At 68.6% G+C, this 18,517-nt stretch carries 17 protein-coding genes; 8 read left to right on the top strand and 9 right to left on the bottom strand.

The features are described from left to right. Positions 1-3: 3 nt before the first annotated feature. The 3 genes from DPV79_RS40355 to DPV79_RS40345 all read left to right on the top strand — a co-directional run bounded on the left by DPV79_RS40355 (position 4) and on the right by DPV79_RS40345 (position 3,195). The gene (locus DPV79_RS40355) at positions 4-1,446 is read left to right on the top strand and encodes a TAXI family TRAP transporter solute-binding subunit (RefSeq protein WP_060066135.1); all 1,443 of its coding nucleotides are present in this window, start codon (positions 4-6) and stop codon (positions 1,444-1,446) included. A 94-nt stretch (positions 1,447-1,540) separates the two neighbouring features. Further along, entirely contained in the window at positions 1,541-2,179 is a 639-nt protein-coding gene (locus DPV79_RS40350; protein ID WP_113048045.1) for a DsbA family protein, read from the top strand. A 68-nt stretch (positions 2,180-2,247) separates the two neighbouring features. Further along, positions 2,248-3,195 (top strand): LysR family transcriptional regulator, encoded by a 948-nt coding sequence (locus DPV79_RS40345; protein WP_021157131.1) that lies wholly within the window; start codon positions 2,248-2,250, stop codon positions 3,193-3,195. A 49-nt stretch (positions 3,196-3,244) separates the two neighbouring features. Here DPV79_RS40345 and DPV79_RS40340 read toward each other — a convergent pair whose 3' ends face one another. The 4 genes from DPV79_RS40340 to xdhA all read right to left on the bottom strand — a co-directional run bounded on the left by DPV79_RS40340 (position 3,245) and on the right by xdhA (position 8,363). Then, positions 3,245-3,646, bottom strand: coding sequence for a nuclear transport factor 2 family protein (locus tag DPV79_RS40340; RefSeq protein WP_113048044.1), 402 nt, complete (start codon positions 3,644-3,646; stop codon positions 3,245-3,247). Positions 3,647-3,734: 88 nt separating this feature from the next. Further along, positions 3,735-4,352, bottom strand: a complete 618-nt coding sequence (xdhC, locus tag DPV79_RS40335; RefSeq protein WP_048023658.1) for a xanthine dehydrogenase accessory protein XdhC — start codon at positions 4,350-4,352, stop codon at positions 3,735-3,737. An 84-nt stretch (positions 4,353-4,436) separates the two neighbouring features. Further along, positions 4,437-6,800 carry a xanthine dehydrogenase molybdopterin binding subunit gene (gene xdhB / locus DPV79_RS40330; protein ID WP_113048043.1) on the bottom strand — a complete coding sequence of 788 codons (2,364 nt, stop codon included), beginning with the start codon at positions 6,798-6,800 and terminating at the stop codon, positions 4,437-4,439. Positions 6,801-6,818: 18 nt separating this feature from the next. Beyond that, on the bottom strand, positions 6,819-8,363 hold the full coding sequence (gene xdhA, locus DPV79_RS40325; protein WP_113048042.1) for a xanthine dehydrogenase small subunit: 1,545 nt from the start codon (positions 8,361-8,363) through the stop codon (positions 6,819-6,821). A 348-nt stretch (positions 8,364-8,711) separates the two neighbouring features. Between xdhA and DPV79_RS40320 the strand changes: the two genes are divergently transcribed. Further along, entirely contained in the window at positions 8,712-9,926 is a 1,215-nt protein-coding gene (locus tag DPV79_RS40320; RefSeq protein WP_113048041.1) for an MFS transporter, read from the top strand. Positions 9,927-10,021: 95 nt separating this feature from the next. Here the strand turns inward: DPV79_RS40320 and DPV79_RS40315 are convergent, their stop codons facing one another. From DPV79_RS40315 to DPV79_RS40305, 3 genes are all read right to left on the bottom strand, one after another. Beyond that, positions 10,022-10,618, bottom strand: coding sequence for an RES family NAD+ phosphorylase (locus tag DPV79_RS40315; protein ID WP_113048040.1), 597 nt, complete (start codon positions 10,616-10,618; stop codon positions 10,022-10,024). Between the two features lie 9 nt (positions 10,619-10,627). Then, positions 10,628-11,299, bottom strand: a complete 672-nt coding sequence (locus DPV79_RS40310) for a hypothetical protein (protein ID WP_048023664.1) — start codon at positions 11,297-11,299, stop codon at positions 10,628-10,630. Between the two features lie 113 nt (positions 11,300-11,412). Then, entirely contained in the window at positions 11,413-12,303 is an 891-nt protein-coding gene (locus DPV79_RS40305) for a DMT family transporter (protein ID WP_165843636.1), read from the bottom strand. A gap of 137 nt (positions 12,304-12,440) precedes the next feature. On the opposite strand from DPV79_RS40305, the gene DPV79_RS40300 reads away from it, so the two are divergent. Then, entirely contained in the window at positions 12,441-13,376 is a 936-nt protein-coding gene (locus tag DPV79_RS40300) for an AraC family transcriptional regulator (protein WP_021157141.1), read from the top strand. Between the two features lie 18 nt (positions 13,377-13,394). On the opposite strand, the gene DPV79_RS40295 is transcribed toward DPV79_RS40300, so the two are convergent. Next, positions 13,395-14,606, bottom strand: coding sequence for a pyridoxal-phosphate-dependent aminotransferase family protein (locus tag DPV79_RS40295; RefSeq protein WP_059675610.1), 1,212 nt, complete (start codon positions 14,604-14,606; stop codon positions 13,395-13,397). Between the two features lie 65 nt (positions 14,607-14,671). Further along, entirely contained in the window at positions 14,672-15,325 is a 654-nt protein-coding gene (locus DPV79_RS42955) for a hypothetical protein (RefSeq protein ID WP_165843635.1), read from the bottom strand. A 36-nt stretch (positions 15,326-15,361) separates the two neighbouring features. Here DPV79_RS42955 and DPV79_RS40290 point away from each other — a divergent pair, with 36 nt between their 5' ends. From DPV79_RS40290 to bluB, 3 genes are all read left to right on the top strand, one after another. Then, positions 15,362-16,345 (top strand): LysR family transcriptional regulator, encoded by a 984-nt coding sequence (locus DPV79_RS40290; protein WP_113048038.1) that lies wholly within the window; start codon positions 15,362-15,364, stop codon positions 16,343-16,345. 30 nt (positions 16,346-16,375) lie between these two features. Further along, positions 16,376-17,374, top strand: coding sequence for a 2-hydroxyacid dehydrogenase (locus DPV79_RS40285; protein WP_113048037.1), 999 nt, complete (start codon positions 16,376-16,378; stop codon positions 17,372-17,374). Positions 17,375-17,553: 179 nt separating this feature from the next. Next, positions 17,554-18,333: a 5,6-dimethylbenzimidazole synthase gene (bluB, locus tag DPV79_RS40280; protein WP_113048036.1), complete on the top strand. Its 780-nt coding sequence runs from the start codon at positions 17,554-17,556 to the stop codon at positions 18,331-18,333. Positions 18,334-18,517: the final 184 nt, after the last annotated feature.

Here is an 18,517-nt window from a genome sequence, read left to right as displayed (position 1 = left end):
CCAATGAAGCCAGCCCGCCCCCGCCCGCCTCGCCGCATCCTCGCCCGCTTCGTCGCGGTGTCGTGGCGCGACCTCGCGCTGTCGATCGGCCCCACCGTGCTGCTCGCCGCCACGGCCGTCTGGCTCGCGGTCAAGCTGATCCAGCCGGCCCCGCCGTCCACGCTCGTGATCTCGTCCGGGCCGCCCGGCAGCACGTACTGGAACGCCGCGCAGAAATACAAGACGATCCTCGCGAAGAACGGCGTCACGCTCGACGTCCAGTCGTCCGAAGGGTCCGCCCAGAACCTCGCGCGGCTGTCGAACCCGGACGCGCCGGTCGACGTGGGCTTCGTGCAGAGCGGCATCGGCCCGAAGGAGCGCGACGAGCACCTCGTGTCGCTGGGCAGCATCGGCTACGTGCCGCTCGCGATCATGTACCGCGGCCCGGTCGTCGCGCGCCTGTCCGACTTCAAGGGCAAGCGGCTCGCGCTCGGCGCGGAAGGCAGCGGCGCGCGCGAACTGAGCCTCGCGCTGCTGAAGATGAACGGCATCGTGCCGGGCGGGTCGACCGAGCTGCTGCCGACCGCCGGCGAGGATGCGGCCACCGCGCTGCTCGACGGCAAGATCGACGCGGCATTCCTGTCCGGCGACTCGACGCAGATCCCGGTGATGGCGAAACTGTTCCGCGCCCCGGGCGTGCACGTGTATTCGTTCACCCAAGCCGAGGCGTACGCGCGGCGCTTCCCGTACCTGACCGCGATCACGCTGCCGATGGGCGTCTACGATCTCGGCCGCAACCTGCCGCCCGCCGACATCCACACGGTCGCGCCGACCATCGAGCTGGTCGCACGCGACTCGCTGCACCCCGCGCTGTCCGACCTGCTGATCGAGGCCGCGCGCGAGGTGCACGGCCACGCGACGATCCTGCAGCACGCGGGCGAATTCCCGTCGTCCGTCACGCGCGGCTTCCCGCTGTCCGACGATGCCGCGCGCTACTACAAATCCGGCAAGAGCTTCCTGTACCGGCGGCTGCCGTTCTGGGTCGCGAGCCTCGTCGACCGGCTGCTCGTCGTGGTCGTGCCGCTGATCGTCGTGCTGATCCCCGGGCTGCGGCTCGTGCCGTCGCTGTACGGCTGGCGCGTGCGCTCGCGCATCTACCGCTGGTACGGCGCGCTGATCGCGCTCGAGCGCCGCGCGCTCGGCGAGCACACGGCCGACGAGCGCGTGCAGTTGCTCGACGAACTCGACGACATCGAGGAAGCCGTGAACCGGATGAAGATGCCGCTCGCCTATGCGGGCCAGTTCTACGTGCTGCGCGAGCACATCGGCTTCGTGCGCGAACGGCTCACCGCGCACGACCACGACACGCCGGCCGGCCCGCCGGGCGCCGGCGGCCCGCCGCAGGCACGTGCCGACGCCGCGCCGCCGGCCGGCACGCCCCCTCGGGCGACTCCCGGTTCCGCTTGACCGGACGATCCGCGATCATTGCCGCATGCGTGCGCCGCCGCGTAACATGGAGGCCGCCGCCAGACGCCGCACGCCCCATCCACTGGAGATCGACATGACAACCGGCCTCGATATCGCCCAGCCCGCCTGGTTCTTCGACTTCGTGTCGCCGTTCTCCTACCTGCTCCTCGAACAGCACGACAAGTGGCCGGACGTGCCGTTCGAACCCGTCGCCGTGTCGCTGCCCGACCTGCAGCGACACTGGGGGCAGCGCCCCAGCGCCGACGTGCCGGCCAAACGCGTGTTCACGTACCGTCACGCGCTGTTCCGCGCCGAGCAGCTCGGCATCCGCTTCAAGATGCCGCCCGCACACCCGTTCGAGTCCGACAAGGTGCTGCGCCTCGCGATCGCGCTGCGCGCCGACATCGCGACCGTGCTGGAGATGTTCCGCTTCATCTGGCGCGACGGCAACGATCCGTCGACGCCGGACGGGTTCGCGGCATTGTGCGAACGGGTCGGCGTCGGCCACGGCGACGAGCTGATCGAATTCGAGGAGACCGCCGCACAGCTGGCGCGCAACAACGCCGACGCGATCGCGCTCGGGGTGTTCGGCGTGCCGACGTTCTGGATGAACCGGCAGCTGTTCTGGGGCGAGGACGCGCTGCCGATGGTGCTGTACTGCGCGCGCACGCCGAACTGGCTCGAATCGCGCGAGGTCAAGCGGATCAGCGCGCTGCCGAAGGGCCGCGCGTGATGGCCGGTATCACGCACGGCAACGCGCGATTACGGTAACGTTACGCGTCACCCGAATCACCCCCACCGATGGAAGACGACGACCGTACCGCCTCGCTCGATATCTGGCTCGTGCGTGTGCTGCGCACGCTGCTGCTCGAGCGCAGCGTCACGCAGGCCGCGCTGCGGCTGAACCAGACCCAGCCCGCGATCAGCACCGCGCTGCGCAAGCTGCGCGAGACGCTGAACGACCCGATCCTCGTGCGCGGCAAATCCGGCATGGTGCCGACCGAATACGGCGCGTCGCTGCTCGAGGCCGCGCAGCGCGCGCTGCGTGAGGTCGATTTCATCGCGACGCCGCACGGCGACTTCGATCCGTCGTCCGCACGGCGCACGTTCCGCGTCGCCGCGCCCGATTACCTGAACGATTTCTTCATGCCGACGCTGATCGAACGCTTTCGCGACGCGGCGCCGCATGCGCACCTGGAAATCGATTCGCTGAATCCCGCGCTCGATCACGCGGGCGCGCTCGAATCCGGCGCGCTCGATCTCGTGATCGGCAACTGGCCGAAGCCCGACCCGCAGTTCGCGCGCCAGGACCTGTTCTCCGACACGATCGTGTGCCTGATGCGCGACGCGCACCCGCTCGCGCGCGGGCCGCTCACGCGCGAAGCGTACGCGTCGGCCGCGCACGTCGCGCCGACACCGTACACCGGCGACAAGCGCAACGCGATCGAGATCGGCCTTGCCCGCGCGCACCTCACGCGGCGCATCGTGACGACGCTTCCGTACTTCGGGATCGTGCCGCAGGTGCTGCTGCAGTCTGACCTGATCTTCACGACGACGCGCCGCTTCGCGACGCATTACGCGCAGTTGCTGCCGCTCGTCGTCGTCACGCCGCCGGTGCCGTTTCCGCGCATCAAGAGCTACCTGCTCACGCATCCGCAACCCGACCGGCCGACCGACATCGCGTGGCTGTGCGCGCTGATGCAGAGCGTGTCCGACGAGCTGACGGTCGCCCGCGGCCGCAAGCGCTGAGCCGCGAACGTCGAGCCGAGCTGAGCCTCGGCTCGGCCGCTCAGGCCGCTCAGGCCGTGCAGAAGGTTTCCTGCAGATGGGTCCAGCGCACGACGCCCGCCGCGTCGCGTTCGAACACGGCGGTCGCGCGGCGCGCGGGCAGCTCGCCCGAGGCCGCGTGCTGCGCTTCGAGATAGGTGAGCGTCGCATGCGACGCGTCGGCGGTGAGCACGCGGGTGTCCGACAGCGTGATGCGCAGCCCCGGCTTCGCGCCGGCGAGCTTCACGAACAGCGCACGCGTGCCGTCGTGGTCGACCTCGCGGCCGTCGGTCAGGATCATCGTGAAATCGGCGGAGAACGAAGCGAGCAGCGCGTCGAGCGCCCCGGGCGCGGTATCGACGCCGGACAGCCAGCGCTCGATGGCGACGAGGCTCGCATCGAGCGTGTCGAGATAAACCTGGTGATCGGACATGGTGCGTGCACGGTAAGGCGCGGCCCGGTGCCGCGCGTCGTCGTGCAGTGTATGCAAAAACGCGCGGCCATGCGCTGGCCGCGCGGGGCTACCGCGCGCAGGACACGTCGTCGCGCGCACGCCCCGCCGCGGCGGCCTTCGCATCGGCCACCGGCATGCCCGAGCGCGCCTGCAGCAGCTCCGCGCACACGGCCACCGCGATCGCGCCCGGCGCCTTGTCGACGATGCCCGCGACGCCGATCGGGCACACCATCTCGACGAGCCGCGCCGGATCGACGCCGCGCGCGGCAAGCCGGCGCTCGAACTTCACGCGCTTGGTGCGCGAGCCGATCATCCCGAAGTACGCATAGTCGCGCCGCCGCATGATCTGCGCGGCGAGCGAGAAGTCGAGCGCATGGTTGTGCGTCATCACGAGGAAATATGCGCCGGGCGGCGCCGCGTCGACGACGGCCTCCGGCGTGTCGGTCGGCTCCGGCTGCACGTTCGGCGGACATTCGTCCGGAAACAGCTCGTCGCGCGTGTCGACCCACTGCACGACGCACGGCAGCGCGCCGAGCAGCGTGACGAGCGCGTGACCGACGTGCCCGGCGCCGAACAGCACGATGTGCATCGGCGCCCGCGTGCCGCTCGCACGGTTGCGCTGGCCGGTGCCCTGCGCGAACGCTTCCGGCGGCGCGGTGCGAAGCGAGCGTGCGGGGCCGTTCATGTCAGCCTCCGCCGGGCCGCCCCAAGGAGGCTGACCGCCCCCATCGGAAGCAGCGAACGAAGCGAGCACGGGAGCCGTTTCATCTCAGCCTGCCTGACCGGCACGCGCCGCACGCACTGCGCTGACCGCGCGCAGGATCGACTCGCCGGTGGCCGGCGCGTCGAGCGGCGGGTTCACCTGGTAGTCGCCGACCGCGGCCACCGCGTCGCGCACCGCGAAGAACACCGAGAACGGCAGCAGCAGCGGCGGCTCGCCGACGGCCTTCGAACGGTGGATGCTGTCCTCGACGTTGCGGTTCTTGAACAGCTGCACGTTGAACTCGGGCGGCGTGTCGTTCACCGTCGGGATCTTGTACGTCGACGGCGCATGCGTCATCAGCTTGCCGCCCTTGTTCCACCACAGCTCCTCGGTCGTCAGCCAGCCCATCCCCTGGATGAACGCGCCTTCGACCTGGCCGATGTCGAGCGCCGGGTTCAGCGATGCGCCCACGTCGTGCAGCGCATCGACGCGCAGCGTGCGCATCTCGCCCGTCAGCGTGTCGATCACGACTTCCGACACGGCCGCGCCGTACGAGTAGTAGTAGAACGGCCGGCCCTGCAGCTTCGACTGATCCCAGTACAGCTTCGGCGTCGCGTAGAAACCGTCGGACCACAGCTGCACGCGCGCGAGGTACGCCTTCGCGATCACGTCGCCGAACGGCACGCCGTTGCCGCCGACCCACACGAAGTCGTTGCCGAACTTCACGTCGGCCGCATCGACCTTGCCGTCGCCGAACTGCTTCGCCGCGAACACCGCGAGCCGCTCGCGCAGCTGGCGCGCCGCATCCTGCGCGGCCTTGCCGTTCAGGTCCGAGCCCGTGGAAGCGGCCGTCGCGGACGTGTTCGCGACCTTGCTGGTGTCGGTCGCCGTCACGCGGATCCGGCCGAAGCGGATGCCGAGCTCGTGCGCGACGACCTGCGCGACCTTCGTGTTGAGCCCCTGCCCCATCTCCGTGCCGCCGTGGTTCACGAGCACCGAGCCGTCGGTATAGATGTGCACCAGCGCGCCGGCCTGGTTGAAGTGCGTGACGTTGAACGCGATGCCGAACTTCACCGGCGTGAGCGCGATGCCCTTCTTCAGCACCGTGTTGCGCGCGTTGAATTCGCGCACGCCCGCGCGCCGCGCGCGGTAGTCGCTCGTCGCCTCGAGTTCGCCGAGCAGCTCCTGCAGCACGTTGTCCTCGACCGTCTGCCCGTATGGCGTCACGTTGCGTTCGGTCTTGCCGTACAGGTTCGCATAGCGCACGTCGAGCGGATCGCGATCGAGCGAGCGCGCGATGTCGTCGAGGATGTACTCGATCGCGAACGCGCCCTGCGGGCCGCCGAAGCCGCGGAACGCGGTGTTCGACTGCGTGTTGGTCTTGCCGCAGTAGCCGGCGATGTTCACGTCGCCGAGCCAGTACGCGTTGTCGAAATGGCATACCGCGCGCGTCATCACCGGGCCCGACAGGTCGGCCGAGAAGCCGCAGCGCGACGTCATGTCGAGCGCGACGCCGTCGATGCGGCCGTCGTCGTCGTAACCGACGTCGAAGCGGTAATGGAAGTCGTGGCGCTTGCCGGTGATCATCATGTCGTCGTCGCGATCCGGACGCAGCTTCACCGGGCACAGCAGCTTCCACGCGGCGAGCGCCGCGCAGCACGCGAACAGGCCCGACTGCGATTCCTTGCCGCCGAACCCGCCGCCCATCCGGCGGCACTCGACGAGCACGTTGTGCGACGCGACGCCAAGCACGTGCGCGACGAGGTGCTGCATCTCGCTCGGGTGCTGCGTCGAGCAGTACACGTGCATCCCGTCGTCGTCCTTCGGCACCGCGTACGCGATCTGCCCTTCGAGGTAGAACTGCTCCTGGCCGCCGAGCAGCATTTCGCCCGACTCGCGGTGCGGTGCGGCGGCGAGCCGTGCCGCCGCGTCGCCGCGCGCGAGCTTCAGCGGCGGGATCACGTAGGTTTCGGCCGCGCGCGCTTCCTGCGCGGTGAGAATCGCCGGCAACTCCTCGTAGTCGACCTGTGCGCGGCGCGCGGCAAGCCGCGCGGTTTCATGCGACGTCGCGACGACGATGAACATCGGCTGGCCGACGAACTGCACGATGCCCTTCGCGAGCACCGGGTCGTCGTGGATGATCGGACCGCAATCGTTGACGCCCGGGATGTCGTCGGCCGTGAACACGGCGACCACGCCCGGCGTCGCGCGCACCGCGTCGAAGTTCATCGACACGATCTTCGCGTGCGGCTTCGCCGACAGGCCGAGCGCCGCGTGCAGCGTGCCCGCGACGATCGGGATGTCGTCGGTGTAGGTGGCACGTCCGCTGACGTGCAGGTGCGCGGATTCGTGCGCGCGCGAGACGTGGACCTGCGCGACGTCGGCTTGCGGATCGAGGGTGTTCAGGAACGGTTCTGCTTGCTGGTTCATGTTCGGGGTTCTCCGTCTTCAGACGCGCGCCGCGTCGGTGCCGGTTTCGGCGGCCACTTCACGCACATTCAGGGCTTGCGGCGGCAGCGGGTCGTGCGGGCGCGTCTCCAGCCAGAATCGGTACATCAGGTTCTTCGCGGTATCGAGGCGGTACGTGCTCGTCGCGCGCATGTCGGACAGCGGCTGGTAGTCGCGCTCGAGCGCCTGCATCGCGGCCTGCGCGGTGGCTTCGTGCCATTGCGCGCCGTCGAGCACGCTCTCCGTGTGCGTCGCGCGCTTCGGCGTCGCGGCCATTCCGCCGAACGCGATGCGCGGCTCGCGGATCGTGTCGCCGTCCGCTATGAATGCGAACGCCGCGCACACGGCCGAGATGTCGGAGTCGAACCGCTTCGACAGCTTGTACGTGCGGAACTGCAGCTTTTCGCGCGCGCCGGTGCGGGTCGGCACCTTCAGGCCGACGACGAATTCGTGCGGCGCCATGTCCTTCTGCTGGTAGCCCGTGTACAACGCCTCGAGCGGCAGCTCGCGCACCGTGTCGCCGCCGCGCAGCACCACGCGTGCGCCGAGCGCGATCAGGCCCGGCATCGAATCGCCGATCGGCGAGCCGTTCGCGACGTTGCCGCCGATCGTGCCGGCGTTGCGGATCGGCAGCGACGCGAAGCGCTTCCACATTTCGGTCAGCTCCGGATATGTACCGGCCAGCGCCGCATACCCGTTCTCGACCGTCACGCCCGCACCGATCTCGATCCAGTCGTCGCCGTGCACGACGCGCTGCAGTTCGGCGATCCGGCCGACGTAGATCAGGTCGTCGAGCCGGCGCATCTGCTTCGTGACCCACAAGCCGATGTCGGTGCTGCCTGCCAGAATGCGCGCGTCGGGCCGCTCGACCTTCAGCGCGGCCAGCGCGTCGAGCGTGCGCGGCGCCGCGAAGCGCGCGCCGTCGTGCGTCGTGTAGTCGAACGTGTCGTCGCGCTTGAGCGACGCGAGCGTGCGGGCCAGCGCGGCCGTGTCGACCGGCGCCGACGGCGCCGGCCCATCGAACATCTGCACGGCCGCGTCGACGATCGGGCGATAGCCGGTGCAGCGGCACAGGTTGCCGGTGAGCGCATCGGCGATCTCGGTGCGCGTCGGCACGTCCTTCGCCTTCGCGCACGCGCTGCCGCAGCCTTCGTGGCCGTGCTTCTCGTACAGCGCCCACATCGACATCACGAAGCCCGGCGTGCAGAACCCGCATTGCGAACCGTGGCAGTCGACCATCGCCTGCTGCACCGGATGCAGCGCGCCGTCCGGCTGACGCAGGTCCTCGACCGTCAGCAGCGCCTTGCCGTCGAGCGTCGGCAGGAACTGGATGCATGCGTTGACGGCCTTGAACTCGACCGCGCCGGTGTCGGTCAGCTCGCCGACGACGACCGTGCATGCGCCGCAGTCGCCTTCCGCGCAGCCTTCCTTGGTGCCGGTGCAATGCGCGTCCTCGCGCAGGTACTGCAGCACGGTGCGGGTGACGTCCGCGCCGCTGACTTCGCGGATCGCGTGACGATGGTAGAAGCGGATCGGCTCACTCATGTCTCGATGATTCTTCAAATGGGGGGCAAGGCGGCCTGCGCAGCGCGCTCGACCGACGTTTTTCTGACAGTTTGCACGCTAACACCATCAAATTTCGCAACCCATAGCCCATCACGCATGGGGCCCATATAACTGCCGCGATATGAACGCCGGGGAACGCCGGGGCCGCCCGCGGCCCTTTCCGCACGGTGCCCCGCCCCCGTTCCCGACGCCTTCAACACCGTTCGGCATCGTCAAAAACGGGGTGCGACTAACTAAATGGTACCTGCGTGAAAACCGGTTCCATGGGAAAATCCCGATTCCCTTTTTCGCCGTCTTCCGCTCGTTCCGCTCATTCGTTCCGACCCCATGTCAACCGATTCCGCCACACCGCCGCGCAGCGGGTTCGCGGTCACGCTGCAAATCGTGTCCGTCGTCTGCTTCACGTTCATCTGCTACCTGACCATCGGCCTGCCGCTCGCGGTGCTGCCGGGCTTCGTCCATGACGACCTCGGTTTTTCCGCGATCGTCGCGGGCGGCGCGATCAGCGTCCAGTATTTCGCGACGCTCGCGTCGCGGCCGCTCGCCGGGCGCTTTGCCGATACGCTCGGGCCGAAGCAGACGGTGCTGCGCGGGCTGGTCGGCTGCGGGGTGTCGGGCGTGCTGCTGCTCGTCGCGCTGCTGCTGGCCCACTGGCCGGTCGCGAGCCTCGTGCTGCTGGTCGCGAGCCGTCTCGTGCTCGGCGTCGGCGAGAGCCTGTGCGGCACCGGCGCGATCCTGTGGGGCATCGGCCGGGTCGGCGTCACGCACAACGCGAAGGTCATCTCGTGGAACGGGATCGCCACCTACGGCGCACTCGCGCTCGGCGCGCCGGTCGGCGTCGCGATCGCGCATACGCTGAATCCGGCGCTGATCGGCGTGATCGTGATCGCGCTCGCCGCGACCGGCTTCTATCTCGCGCGCCTGATCGATTCCGTGCCGCTCGTGCACGGCGAACGGATGTCGTATGCGAGCGTGTTCACGCGCGTGCTGCCGCACGGCCTCGGCCTCGCGCTCGGCTCGGCCGGCTTCGGCTCGATCGCCACCTTCGTCACGCTGTACTACGCGGCGCGCCACTGGCCGAACGCCGCGCTGTCGCTGACCGTGTTCGGCACGCTGTTCATCGGCGCGCGCCTGCTGTTCGCGAACACGATCAAGACGTACGGCGGCTTCCGCGTCGCGATCGTGTCGTTCGCGTTCGAATGCTCGGGCCTCCTGCTGCTGTGGCTCGCGCCCGTGCCGCATGTCGCGCTCGTCGGCGCCGCGCTGACGGGTTTCGGCTTCGCGCTGATCTTCCCGGCACTCGGCGTCGAGGCCGTCGCGCTCGTGCCGCCCGCGAGCCGCGGCGCGGCGCTGTCCGCGTACTCGGTGTTCCTCGACCTGTCGCTCGGCATCACGGGCCCGCTCGCCGGCTATGTCGCGGGCGCGTTCGGTTATCCGCAGGTGTTCCTGTTCGCGGCGGTGGCCGCCGCCGCGGGCGTCGCGCTGTCGATGGTGCTGTACCAGCGGCAGGCGCGGGTTGCGGGGAGCGGCGCGGCGGCATGAGCGCCCGGGCCGCGGGATATCGCGCGGGCCCTCCTTCCGGCGAAAGCCGCGCGGGGCCATTCGTCGGCGTCCGGCGAGACACGGCTTGACGTGACTTAACGCGGCAGTATGTTGAAGTCCCGCAGCACGCGGGCAGCGTCGACGTGGCGCCGGAACGGCACGGCGCGCTCGAGCGTGAGCTTCGGTTCGGCACGATCGAAAAGCACGAGCGCTTCCGACGTGTTGAGATGGCGTGACATATACAGAAAACCGTCGACCCGGCGGCCATGTCCGTGCACGGCGAGCGACCATTGCTGCGGGATGCCGTACGGTACGACGGTCGACAGCGCGCCGTCGCCGCCAAGGTTTTTCAGCGGCAAGCCGTGCAGGACGGCCACCGTCAGCGGCGAGCCGGTAAACGACAGCACGAAGCGCTCGAGCTCCGTCGTCACGAGCGGAAAGCCGCCAACGGCGAGATCGGCGACTTCGTCGTGCAGCACCGTCTCGGCGAACGCACAGTGCAGGTCGAAACCGAAATAGCTGGTGCCATACCGGCGCCGCTTGCGCGGGTCGTCGAAACGGTTGCCGCCCGACTTGCCGAAGTACGGCTCGCCCGTCTCGTACCGGGAAACGCGCACCAGCGCCGCCGGCGGAATCGTCCGCGTAACCAGCGTCGCATTCGCGAAGTGTTCGCTCGGCGGCCTCAACGTCAACCGCGCCTCCTAGCGTTCCGCGAACGCCGCCGCGGCACGCTCGACCTCGGCAAGCTTCCCCTGCGACAGCGCCTTCAGCGGCGTGACGTTGCCGAGGGACGCCTTGGGCGTCGTGAAGAATTGCCATTTGCTCCACCCCGGCAACCCACCGAGGCATTGCGTCACCTTTCCGAGCGTCTTGCGATCGATATCGCCCGTCAGATAAAAGGCCGGGTAGTACTGCGCCGCCCCCACGTCGACCGCGAAGATGCGCCCCGACACGACCGCCTTGCTGAGCGCCTGCCGTGTCATGCCGAGCCCCGCCCAGATCTCCGCGGCCGGCAGCAGCGCGCCCTTCGCGACGAGCGCCCGCCGTTCGGCCAGCGCACGCTGCTCGAAATCGGCGGCCGCGGCATCCGCGCGGGCCACCGGCCTCGCAGGCGGTTTCCTGCGAACGGACGGTTGCCTGTCGCGGGTCGCGGCGGCAGCGATGCCGAACGTGATCGTGCCGGCCAGATCGATGACCTGGGCGATACCGACCTTGAACAAGTGCCCCAGCTGTTCGTCCGACAGCCTGAGCAGCGCCCGGGCCCGATCAGGCCCGAGCATGGTCGCGGCGCCGACGGCGCTGCGCAGCGCCTCCTCGGTCTCGACATCGAGAACCGCAGCCGCGCCTTCAAGCGCATGAGCCTGCCTGACCATCGCTACCTCCTCGCACGACCGGAAGCTCGAGAGTAGGCCCGATTCGAAACCAAGTCAACCATGACAACCAAACTGGCGACCGGGCAGGCGACATCGGGCAGCCCCCTCATCCGTCACGCCGTCCTCGGAAACAGCCTCCGCGTCAGGTCGAACGCGACCAGGTTGCCGGCCACCACCAGCAGCAGCCCGACCACCGCGAGCGGCGACCACTGGTAATCCTCGAACACCGTCGACACCGCCAGCGCGACGATCGGGAACAGCACCGTGCAGTACGCGGCACGCTCCGGCCCGATCCGGCCGACAAGGGTCAGATAGGCGGTGAAACCGATCACCGAGCCCGGCACGGCCAGGTAGACGAGCGCGCCGAGATAACGCGGGCTCGTGTCGAGCGTGAACGGCAAGCCGGCCGCTGCGCTGCCGACGGTCAGGATCGCCGCGCCGATCAGCATCGCCCAGCCGTTGGTCGCGAGCGGGTGCAGCCCCATCGACTGCATCCGGCTCGACAGCAGGTTGCCGGCCGAGAAGCACATCGTGCCCGCCAGCGCGATCGCGAGCCCCGTCCAGGTCGCGTGGTCGTCGAGATGGCCGGCCATCTGCTGCCAGAACAGGCACGCGATGCCGGCCAGGCCGAGCAGCGCGCCGGCGATCGCCGACGGCCGCAACGGGCGGCCCATGAACAGCCGGCCGTTGATCGAATTCAACAGCGGCGCGGTCGAGAAGATCACCGCGACGAGGCCGCTCGGTACGACCTGTTCCGCGTAGTAGAAGCACAGGAAGTTCAGGCAGAACAGCGCGAAGCCCTGCGCCAGCAGGAAACGCCACGCTTCGCGCGGCGGGCGCACCGGCCGGCGCATCACGCGCAGCAGCGCGAACAGCAGGGCGGCCGCGAGCCAGAAGCGCCATGCGATCGACACGGGCGGCGGCACGGAGCCGAGCTGCCACTTGATCGCGATCCAGGTGGTGCCCCAGATCAGCACTGTGACGAAATAAAGCGACAGGTTCATGGCGGCGACGATCCAAAAAGACAGGTGAAACGGGACTCCGACTATGCCGCCGCCCAACGCGCGCCGATTGTCCGGAATTGCGGTCTTTTTCGGGCCGCCGCCCGCGGCGCCGCCCGCCCGCTTATACTCGGCCCATCATGAGCCTCACCCTTTCCGCGCCCCCCATCGACCACCCCGCCGCCCTGGCCGGCGGCGATCTGCCGTTCGGCCTGCAGTCGGTCTGCCGCACGCTCGCCGACGCGAACGCGACGCTCGAGCGCTTTGCGTGGCTCGGCGACCATCTCGCGATCGCCGAATGGACGCGGATCACCGACGAAAGCGAGACGATCTACGAGCAGCCGGGCCACCACACGCTGTCGTGCTACCTCGACGGCGGCTACCAGACGGAACGCCAGCGCGTGCCGCGCTACGGTGCGCCGAGCCTGCTGTGCGCGCTGCCCGGCGACCACGAATCACGCTGGTGGGTGCGCGGCGAGATGCACTTCATCCACCTGTATTTCCTGCCCGAGCACTTCACGCAGCGCGCGATCCGCGAACTCGACCGCGAGCCGCGCGAGCTGAAGCTCGCCGACCGCACCTACTTCGAGGATGCGCGCGTCGCCGCCCTGCTGCGCTCGCTCGCGCTGGACGGCTGGGACGATGCCGACGAGCGGCTGCGCGTGAACGAGACCGCACATGAGGTGCTTAGCCTGCTGCTGCGCGGGCAGAGCACGACCCGCACCGACACGTCGTTCCGCGGCGGGCTCGCGCCGGCCGTGCGCCGCCGCGTGCGCGACTACATCGACACGTACCTGACGCAACCGCTGACGCTCGGCGAACTCGCCGACGTCGCCGCGCTGTCCGAGTACCACTTCTCGCGGATGTTCCGGTTGTCGTTCGGCCGGGCGCCGCACGCGTGGGTGGCCGAGCAACGGCTGGCGCGGGCGCGCGAGCTGTTGCGCACGACGGCGCTGCCGCTCGCGCAGATCGCGGCCGACTGCGGCTATGCAAATGCCGGCCACTTCAGCCATCGCTTCCGCGACGCTCACGGTACGACGCCGAATACCTACCGGCGTGCGATGCAGGGCCGCTGAGCGCGGCCCCGTCGCCGCTTACGCGCCGCGCCGCGACAGTTCCTGTTCGAGCGCCGCGACGCCGGCCGGCAGGTCGACCGGCACCTTCAGGTCGACCATCGTGCGACCGAACGCATGCAGCGTCCGGAACAGGTTGTGTTCACGGCACTGCTCGCCCATCTGTCCGATCCGCACGATCGGCAACCCGAACGAGCCCGAGATCTCGACCTGGTACTGCTTCGAGATGTGGCCGCAGATCATCCCCGGCGTCAGCCCTTCCGGCGTCTCGATCCCGACGACCGAGTTCAGCCGGCAATCCTTCGGCGCATAGAGCTTGAGCCCCATCGACTCGACGCCTGCCTGCAGCGCAAGCGAGCAGCGCAGGTGGCGCGCGAAGCGGCTTTCGAGCGTCTCCGCGCAGACGAGCCGCAGCGCTTCGTGCAGCGCGAGCACGCCCGACACGGGCGCCGTGTAGTGATAGCCCGCGTTGTGCCAGAAATTCTCCGCGAGCGCCATGTCGAGGCACCAGTGCGCGTTCGGTTCGGGGCGCTGCTTCATCCGGTTCCACGCGGCGTCGGAGAACGCGATCAGCGATACGCCGGGAATCGACGACAGCCCTTTCTGGCCGCCGGTGATCACCGCGTCGATGCCCCACGCGTCCATCTCGAGCGGCATCGTCGACAGCGTGCACACCGCGTCGACCACGACCAGCGCGCCGGCCGCCTTCGCGAGCGCCGCGATGTCGCGCAGGTCGCGGTTCCATACGGTGTTCGACGTCTCGCCCTGCACGATCGTGACGATCTCGGGCCGCTCGCGCGCGATGGCATCCGCGATCTCGTCGAGGCTCGCGACCGCGCGATCGGCCACTTCGAGCGTCGCGACGTCGGCGCCGACGCGCGTGGCCATCTCGGCCATCCGCGCGCTGAAGAAGCCATTGCGGATCGACAGCACGCGGGTACCGCGCCACGCGAGGTTCGAGATCGCCATTTCCATCGCGGCCGAACCGGGGCCCGCGACGCCGAGCACCCACTTCGTGCGGGTCTGGAACACGTAGCGCGCCATCTCCTTCACCTGCTCGATGATCTTCGCCATCGTCGCGCCGAGGTGGTTGATCACGATCGTGTTCGCCTTCGCGACGGCGGCCGGGATCGGAACCGGGCCGGCCCCCATCATCAGCAGCGGTTCTTCGGGCAGGATCGCGTCGAGCGGCACGACGACGGGACAGGGAATCGGCGAGTAATCGATGGACATGGCGGGTAAAAGGTGAGGAAAGGAAGTGCACGGACGCTCGCCGCGCTGCATGGCGAACTGATCGATCATTCCGTGTTCCGCCGCCTCGCGCAAGAGGCACGCACGGCCGGACAGCGCAACGCTGGCCCGGTCGCCGGACCGGGCCAGCCAGCCGTGCGCGTGCCGCACGCCAGCCATTCGAAATGAGAAACGATTGCGGGCGAGGTTGTGAAACGGTTCCATTGGTACGCCAAGCGCACGATTTTCTCCGTCAATAACACCGTGATTCGTCGAAACCGCCGGTTCAACGCGACTTCTGCATCAAAAAAATAGACCGAATCCGCCCTAAAAATCGCCTCATGGAATCCGGCACGCAAAATCGACGTGCCGCCCCAAAAAACATCCATTACCTCTGCATGTATTGGGGTACGCTTCCCTTCAATACCGGAGCAAGTGCACCAGAATTGCCGACAACCCTTTGATTGACATAGGAAATACCAGAAACCCAGCGCTTGCTCTAATACCCTGCCGTCTTTGAACGGCAGGCATCGATACAGCACCGTGTTTAACGCGTTACTCCCTATTTCGATTTTCCGCAACCCGCCCCTTTTCGCAGGTTGACGGATATCGCTTCTGTATTGAACAATCGTCTGCGGAATCGAAAAAAACGATTTTTCGATACGAAGGAAAACTGGGTGCCGCGCGATACGCTTTCGAGGTTGCGCGGCGAAAAGCGTCAACCATAATCAATCAACCGGGCCAGAAATACGCAAGCCATGAACCAGATTCAGACCATGCGTGTATTCGTCTGCGTCGCCGAGCAGCAGAGCTTTCGGCGCGCGGCGCACCATCTCGGCGTGTCCAATGCACTCGTCACGCGTTCGATCGCGATGCTCGAGGGCCACCTGAACACACGGCTGATCCACCGCACCACGCGCAACCTGTCGCTTACCGAGGCCGGCGTGCGCTACCTCGACGGGTGCCGTGCGCTGCTCGAGGAATTCGACCACCTCGAATCGTCCGTCGCGCATGCCGTGCGCGAACCGGCCGGCACGCTGCGCGTCGTCGCGTCGGGCCTGCTGTCACCGCTTGCACTGACGCCGCTCGTCAGCAGCTTCCGGCACCGCTACCCCGAGTTGCGCGTGCAGCTGACCGTCTCCGAGGGGCCGCTCGACGTGCTCGATTCGGGTTACGACGTCGGCATCGTCACGGGCAACCGGCTCGACGGCAACCCGACGCTGATCGGCCACGCGCTCGCGCCGAACCCGTTCGTCGCGTGCGCGGCACCGGCCTATCTCGAGCGACGCGGCGAGCCGCGCTTGCCCGACGACCTGCCGGGCCACGACTGGGTCACGCTCGCATCGCACCAGCATGCGCCCACGTGGCAACTGGTCGGCCACGACGGCATCGCGCATTCCGTCACGGTGCGCCCGACCTGCACGGTCAACCAGCTCGCGCTCGTCCAGGCGGCGGCCGTGGCCGGCGCCGGTATCGCGGTGCTGCCCGAGCCGTGCGTCGCCGGCGCGCTCGCGAGCGGCACGCTCGTGCGGCTGATGGCCGGCTACCGGATCGACGATCCCGACACGCAACTGTCGCTCGTCTACCCGAACCGCCAGTACGTGCCGGCCCGCACGCGCAGCTTCGTCGAGCACGCGCTCGATCACTTCAGTGCGCAGCCGGCCCGCGAACGAACCGACTACGGCTTCCTGCGGCCGCCGCGCGGGCCCGACCGCTCCGACATCGTCACGGGCCTGCAGTAAACTGCGCGCGTCAGCCTTCGGAGATGCAGCGTGCGCGTGATCCTGTTCAGCAGCCGGCAGTACGACGACGATTCGTTCGCTGCCGCCAACCGGCAGTTCGGCTATCGGCTGCACTTCCAGCCGTCGCACCTCGACGCGGAAACCGCGATCCTCGCGCACGGTTATGAGGTCGTCTGCCCGTTCGTCAACGACACCGTCGACGCGGCCGTGCTCGCGCGGCTGGCCGACGGCGGCACGCGCCTGATCGCGCTGCGCTCGGCGGGCTTCAACCATGTCGACCTGGCCGCCGCCGAGCGGCTCGGCATCACGGTCGTGCGCGTGCCCGCCTATTCGCCGCACGCGGTGGCCGAGCACGCGGTCGCGCTGATCCTCGCGCTCAACCGCCGCCTGCCGCGCGCGGTCGCGCGCACCCGCGAAGGCGACTTCTCGCTGAACGGCCTGCTCGGCTTCGACTTGCACGGCAAGACCGTCGGCGTGATCGGTACCGGCATCATCGGCAGCGTGTTCGCGAAGATCATGATGGGCTTCGGGATGCATGTGCTCGCGCATTCGGTGCCGCCGTACAACGACGAACTGATCGCGTTCGGCGCGCGTTATGTCGAGCTCGACGAGCTGCTGCACCACGCCGACATCGTCAGCCTGCACTGCCCGCTGCTGCCGTCGACGCACCACCTGATCAACGAACGGACGCTCGCGCGGATGAAGCATGGCGCGATGCTGATCAACACCGGGCGCGGCGGCCTCGTCGATGCGCAGGCGCTGGTCGATGCGCTCAAGAGCGGCCAGCTCGGCCATCTCGGGCTCGACGTGTACGAAGAGGAAAGCGGGCTCTTCTTCGAGGATCACTCCGACCTGCCGCTGCAGGACGACGTGCTCGCCCGCCTGCTGACGTTCCCCAACGTGATCGTCACGTCCCACCAGGCGTTCTTCACGCGCGAAGCGCTGGCCGAGATCGCGCACACGACGCTGCTGAACATCGAGGCCTGGCATACGGGCACGCCGCAGAATGTCGTGACCGCGAATCGCTGACAAACCGACGAAAACGGCTCATTTGACGGTTGCCGGCGCCACCGCAATCGTTTGCTTATGGCCATCGCTGCAAACGACGCGCGTTTCATAAACAATTTCGCGCTTTGTTTCGACTGATGTAACGATTCCGGTGCGCCGTCTGCTATCGTTGCGCCGACGTTATCCCGCCCCTCCCGCTCATGCGTTTCGACGATTCCGACATCGCCGCCGTCTACCGCGCCATTTTCGAACGGCGCGACATGCGCCACTTCACGCCGGCGCCCGTCGATCCCGCCGTGCTCGCGCGCCTGCTGCGCGCGGCGCATCACGCGCCGAGCGTCGGCTTCATGCAGCCGTGGCGCTTCATCCGCATCACCGATCCCGCGCTGCGCACCGCGATCCACGCGCTGGTCGAGGCCGAGCGCCGCGCGACCGCCGACGCACTCGGCGAGCGCCAGGACGAATTCATGCGGCTGAAAGTCGAAGGCGTGCGCGAATGCGGCGAGCTGCTGGTCGTCGCGCTCGCCGACGGCCGCGAGCGCCATGTGTTCGGCCGCCGCACACTGCCTGAAATGGATCTCGCGTCCGCCGCGTGCGCGATCCAGAACATGTGGCTCGCGGCCCGCGCCGAAGGGCTCGGGATGGGCTGGGTCTCGCTGTTCGACGTCGACGCGCTGCGCGCGCTGCTGCGCATGCCCGACGGCGCGAAGCCGATCGCCGTGCTGTGCGTCGGGCACGTCGACGCGTTCTATGCGAAGCCGATGCTCGAGCAGGAGCGTTGGGCCGCACGGATGCCGATCGAAGCGTGCCTGTTCGAAAACGGCTGGGACGATCCGGCCCCGATCGATGCCGCCGGCACGCCTTCGTCGCCTTCGTCGCGCGCGGACGCGACAGCGGGCACCGGCACGGCCTCCGGCTCTGCAAGCACCCCGGGCGCGCCAATCACGAGCGTCGACGGCTCCCCCGGACGCATCGCCTGACGTGTACGCGGTCGCCGGCATCGTGCCGGCACCGGCACATTCACCCCAGAAAACCCCATCGAATCCCACACTGTGAGCTTCACGCGCGCAGCCTCGTCGCACGCCGGCAACATCCGTTTTGGCCCCAAGCATAGGGGTTTTCACTGAAGTAGAATCGCGGCTGTCGTTCGCCTTCCCGCCCGCC

Origin of the sequence: Burkholderia reimsis (assembly GCF_003294055.1) — a bacterium.
Classification (GTDB): Bacteria; Pseudomonadota; Gammaproteobacteria; order Burkholderiales; family Burkholderiaceae; genus Burkholderia; species Burkholderia cepacia.
This window is presented reverse-complemented; position numbering and strand designations above follow the sequence as displayed.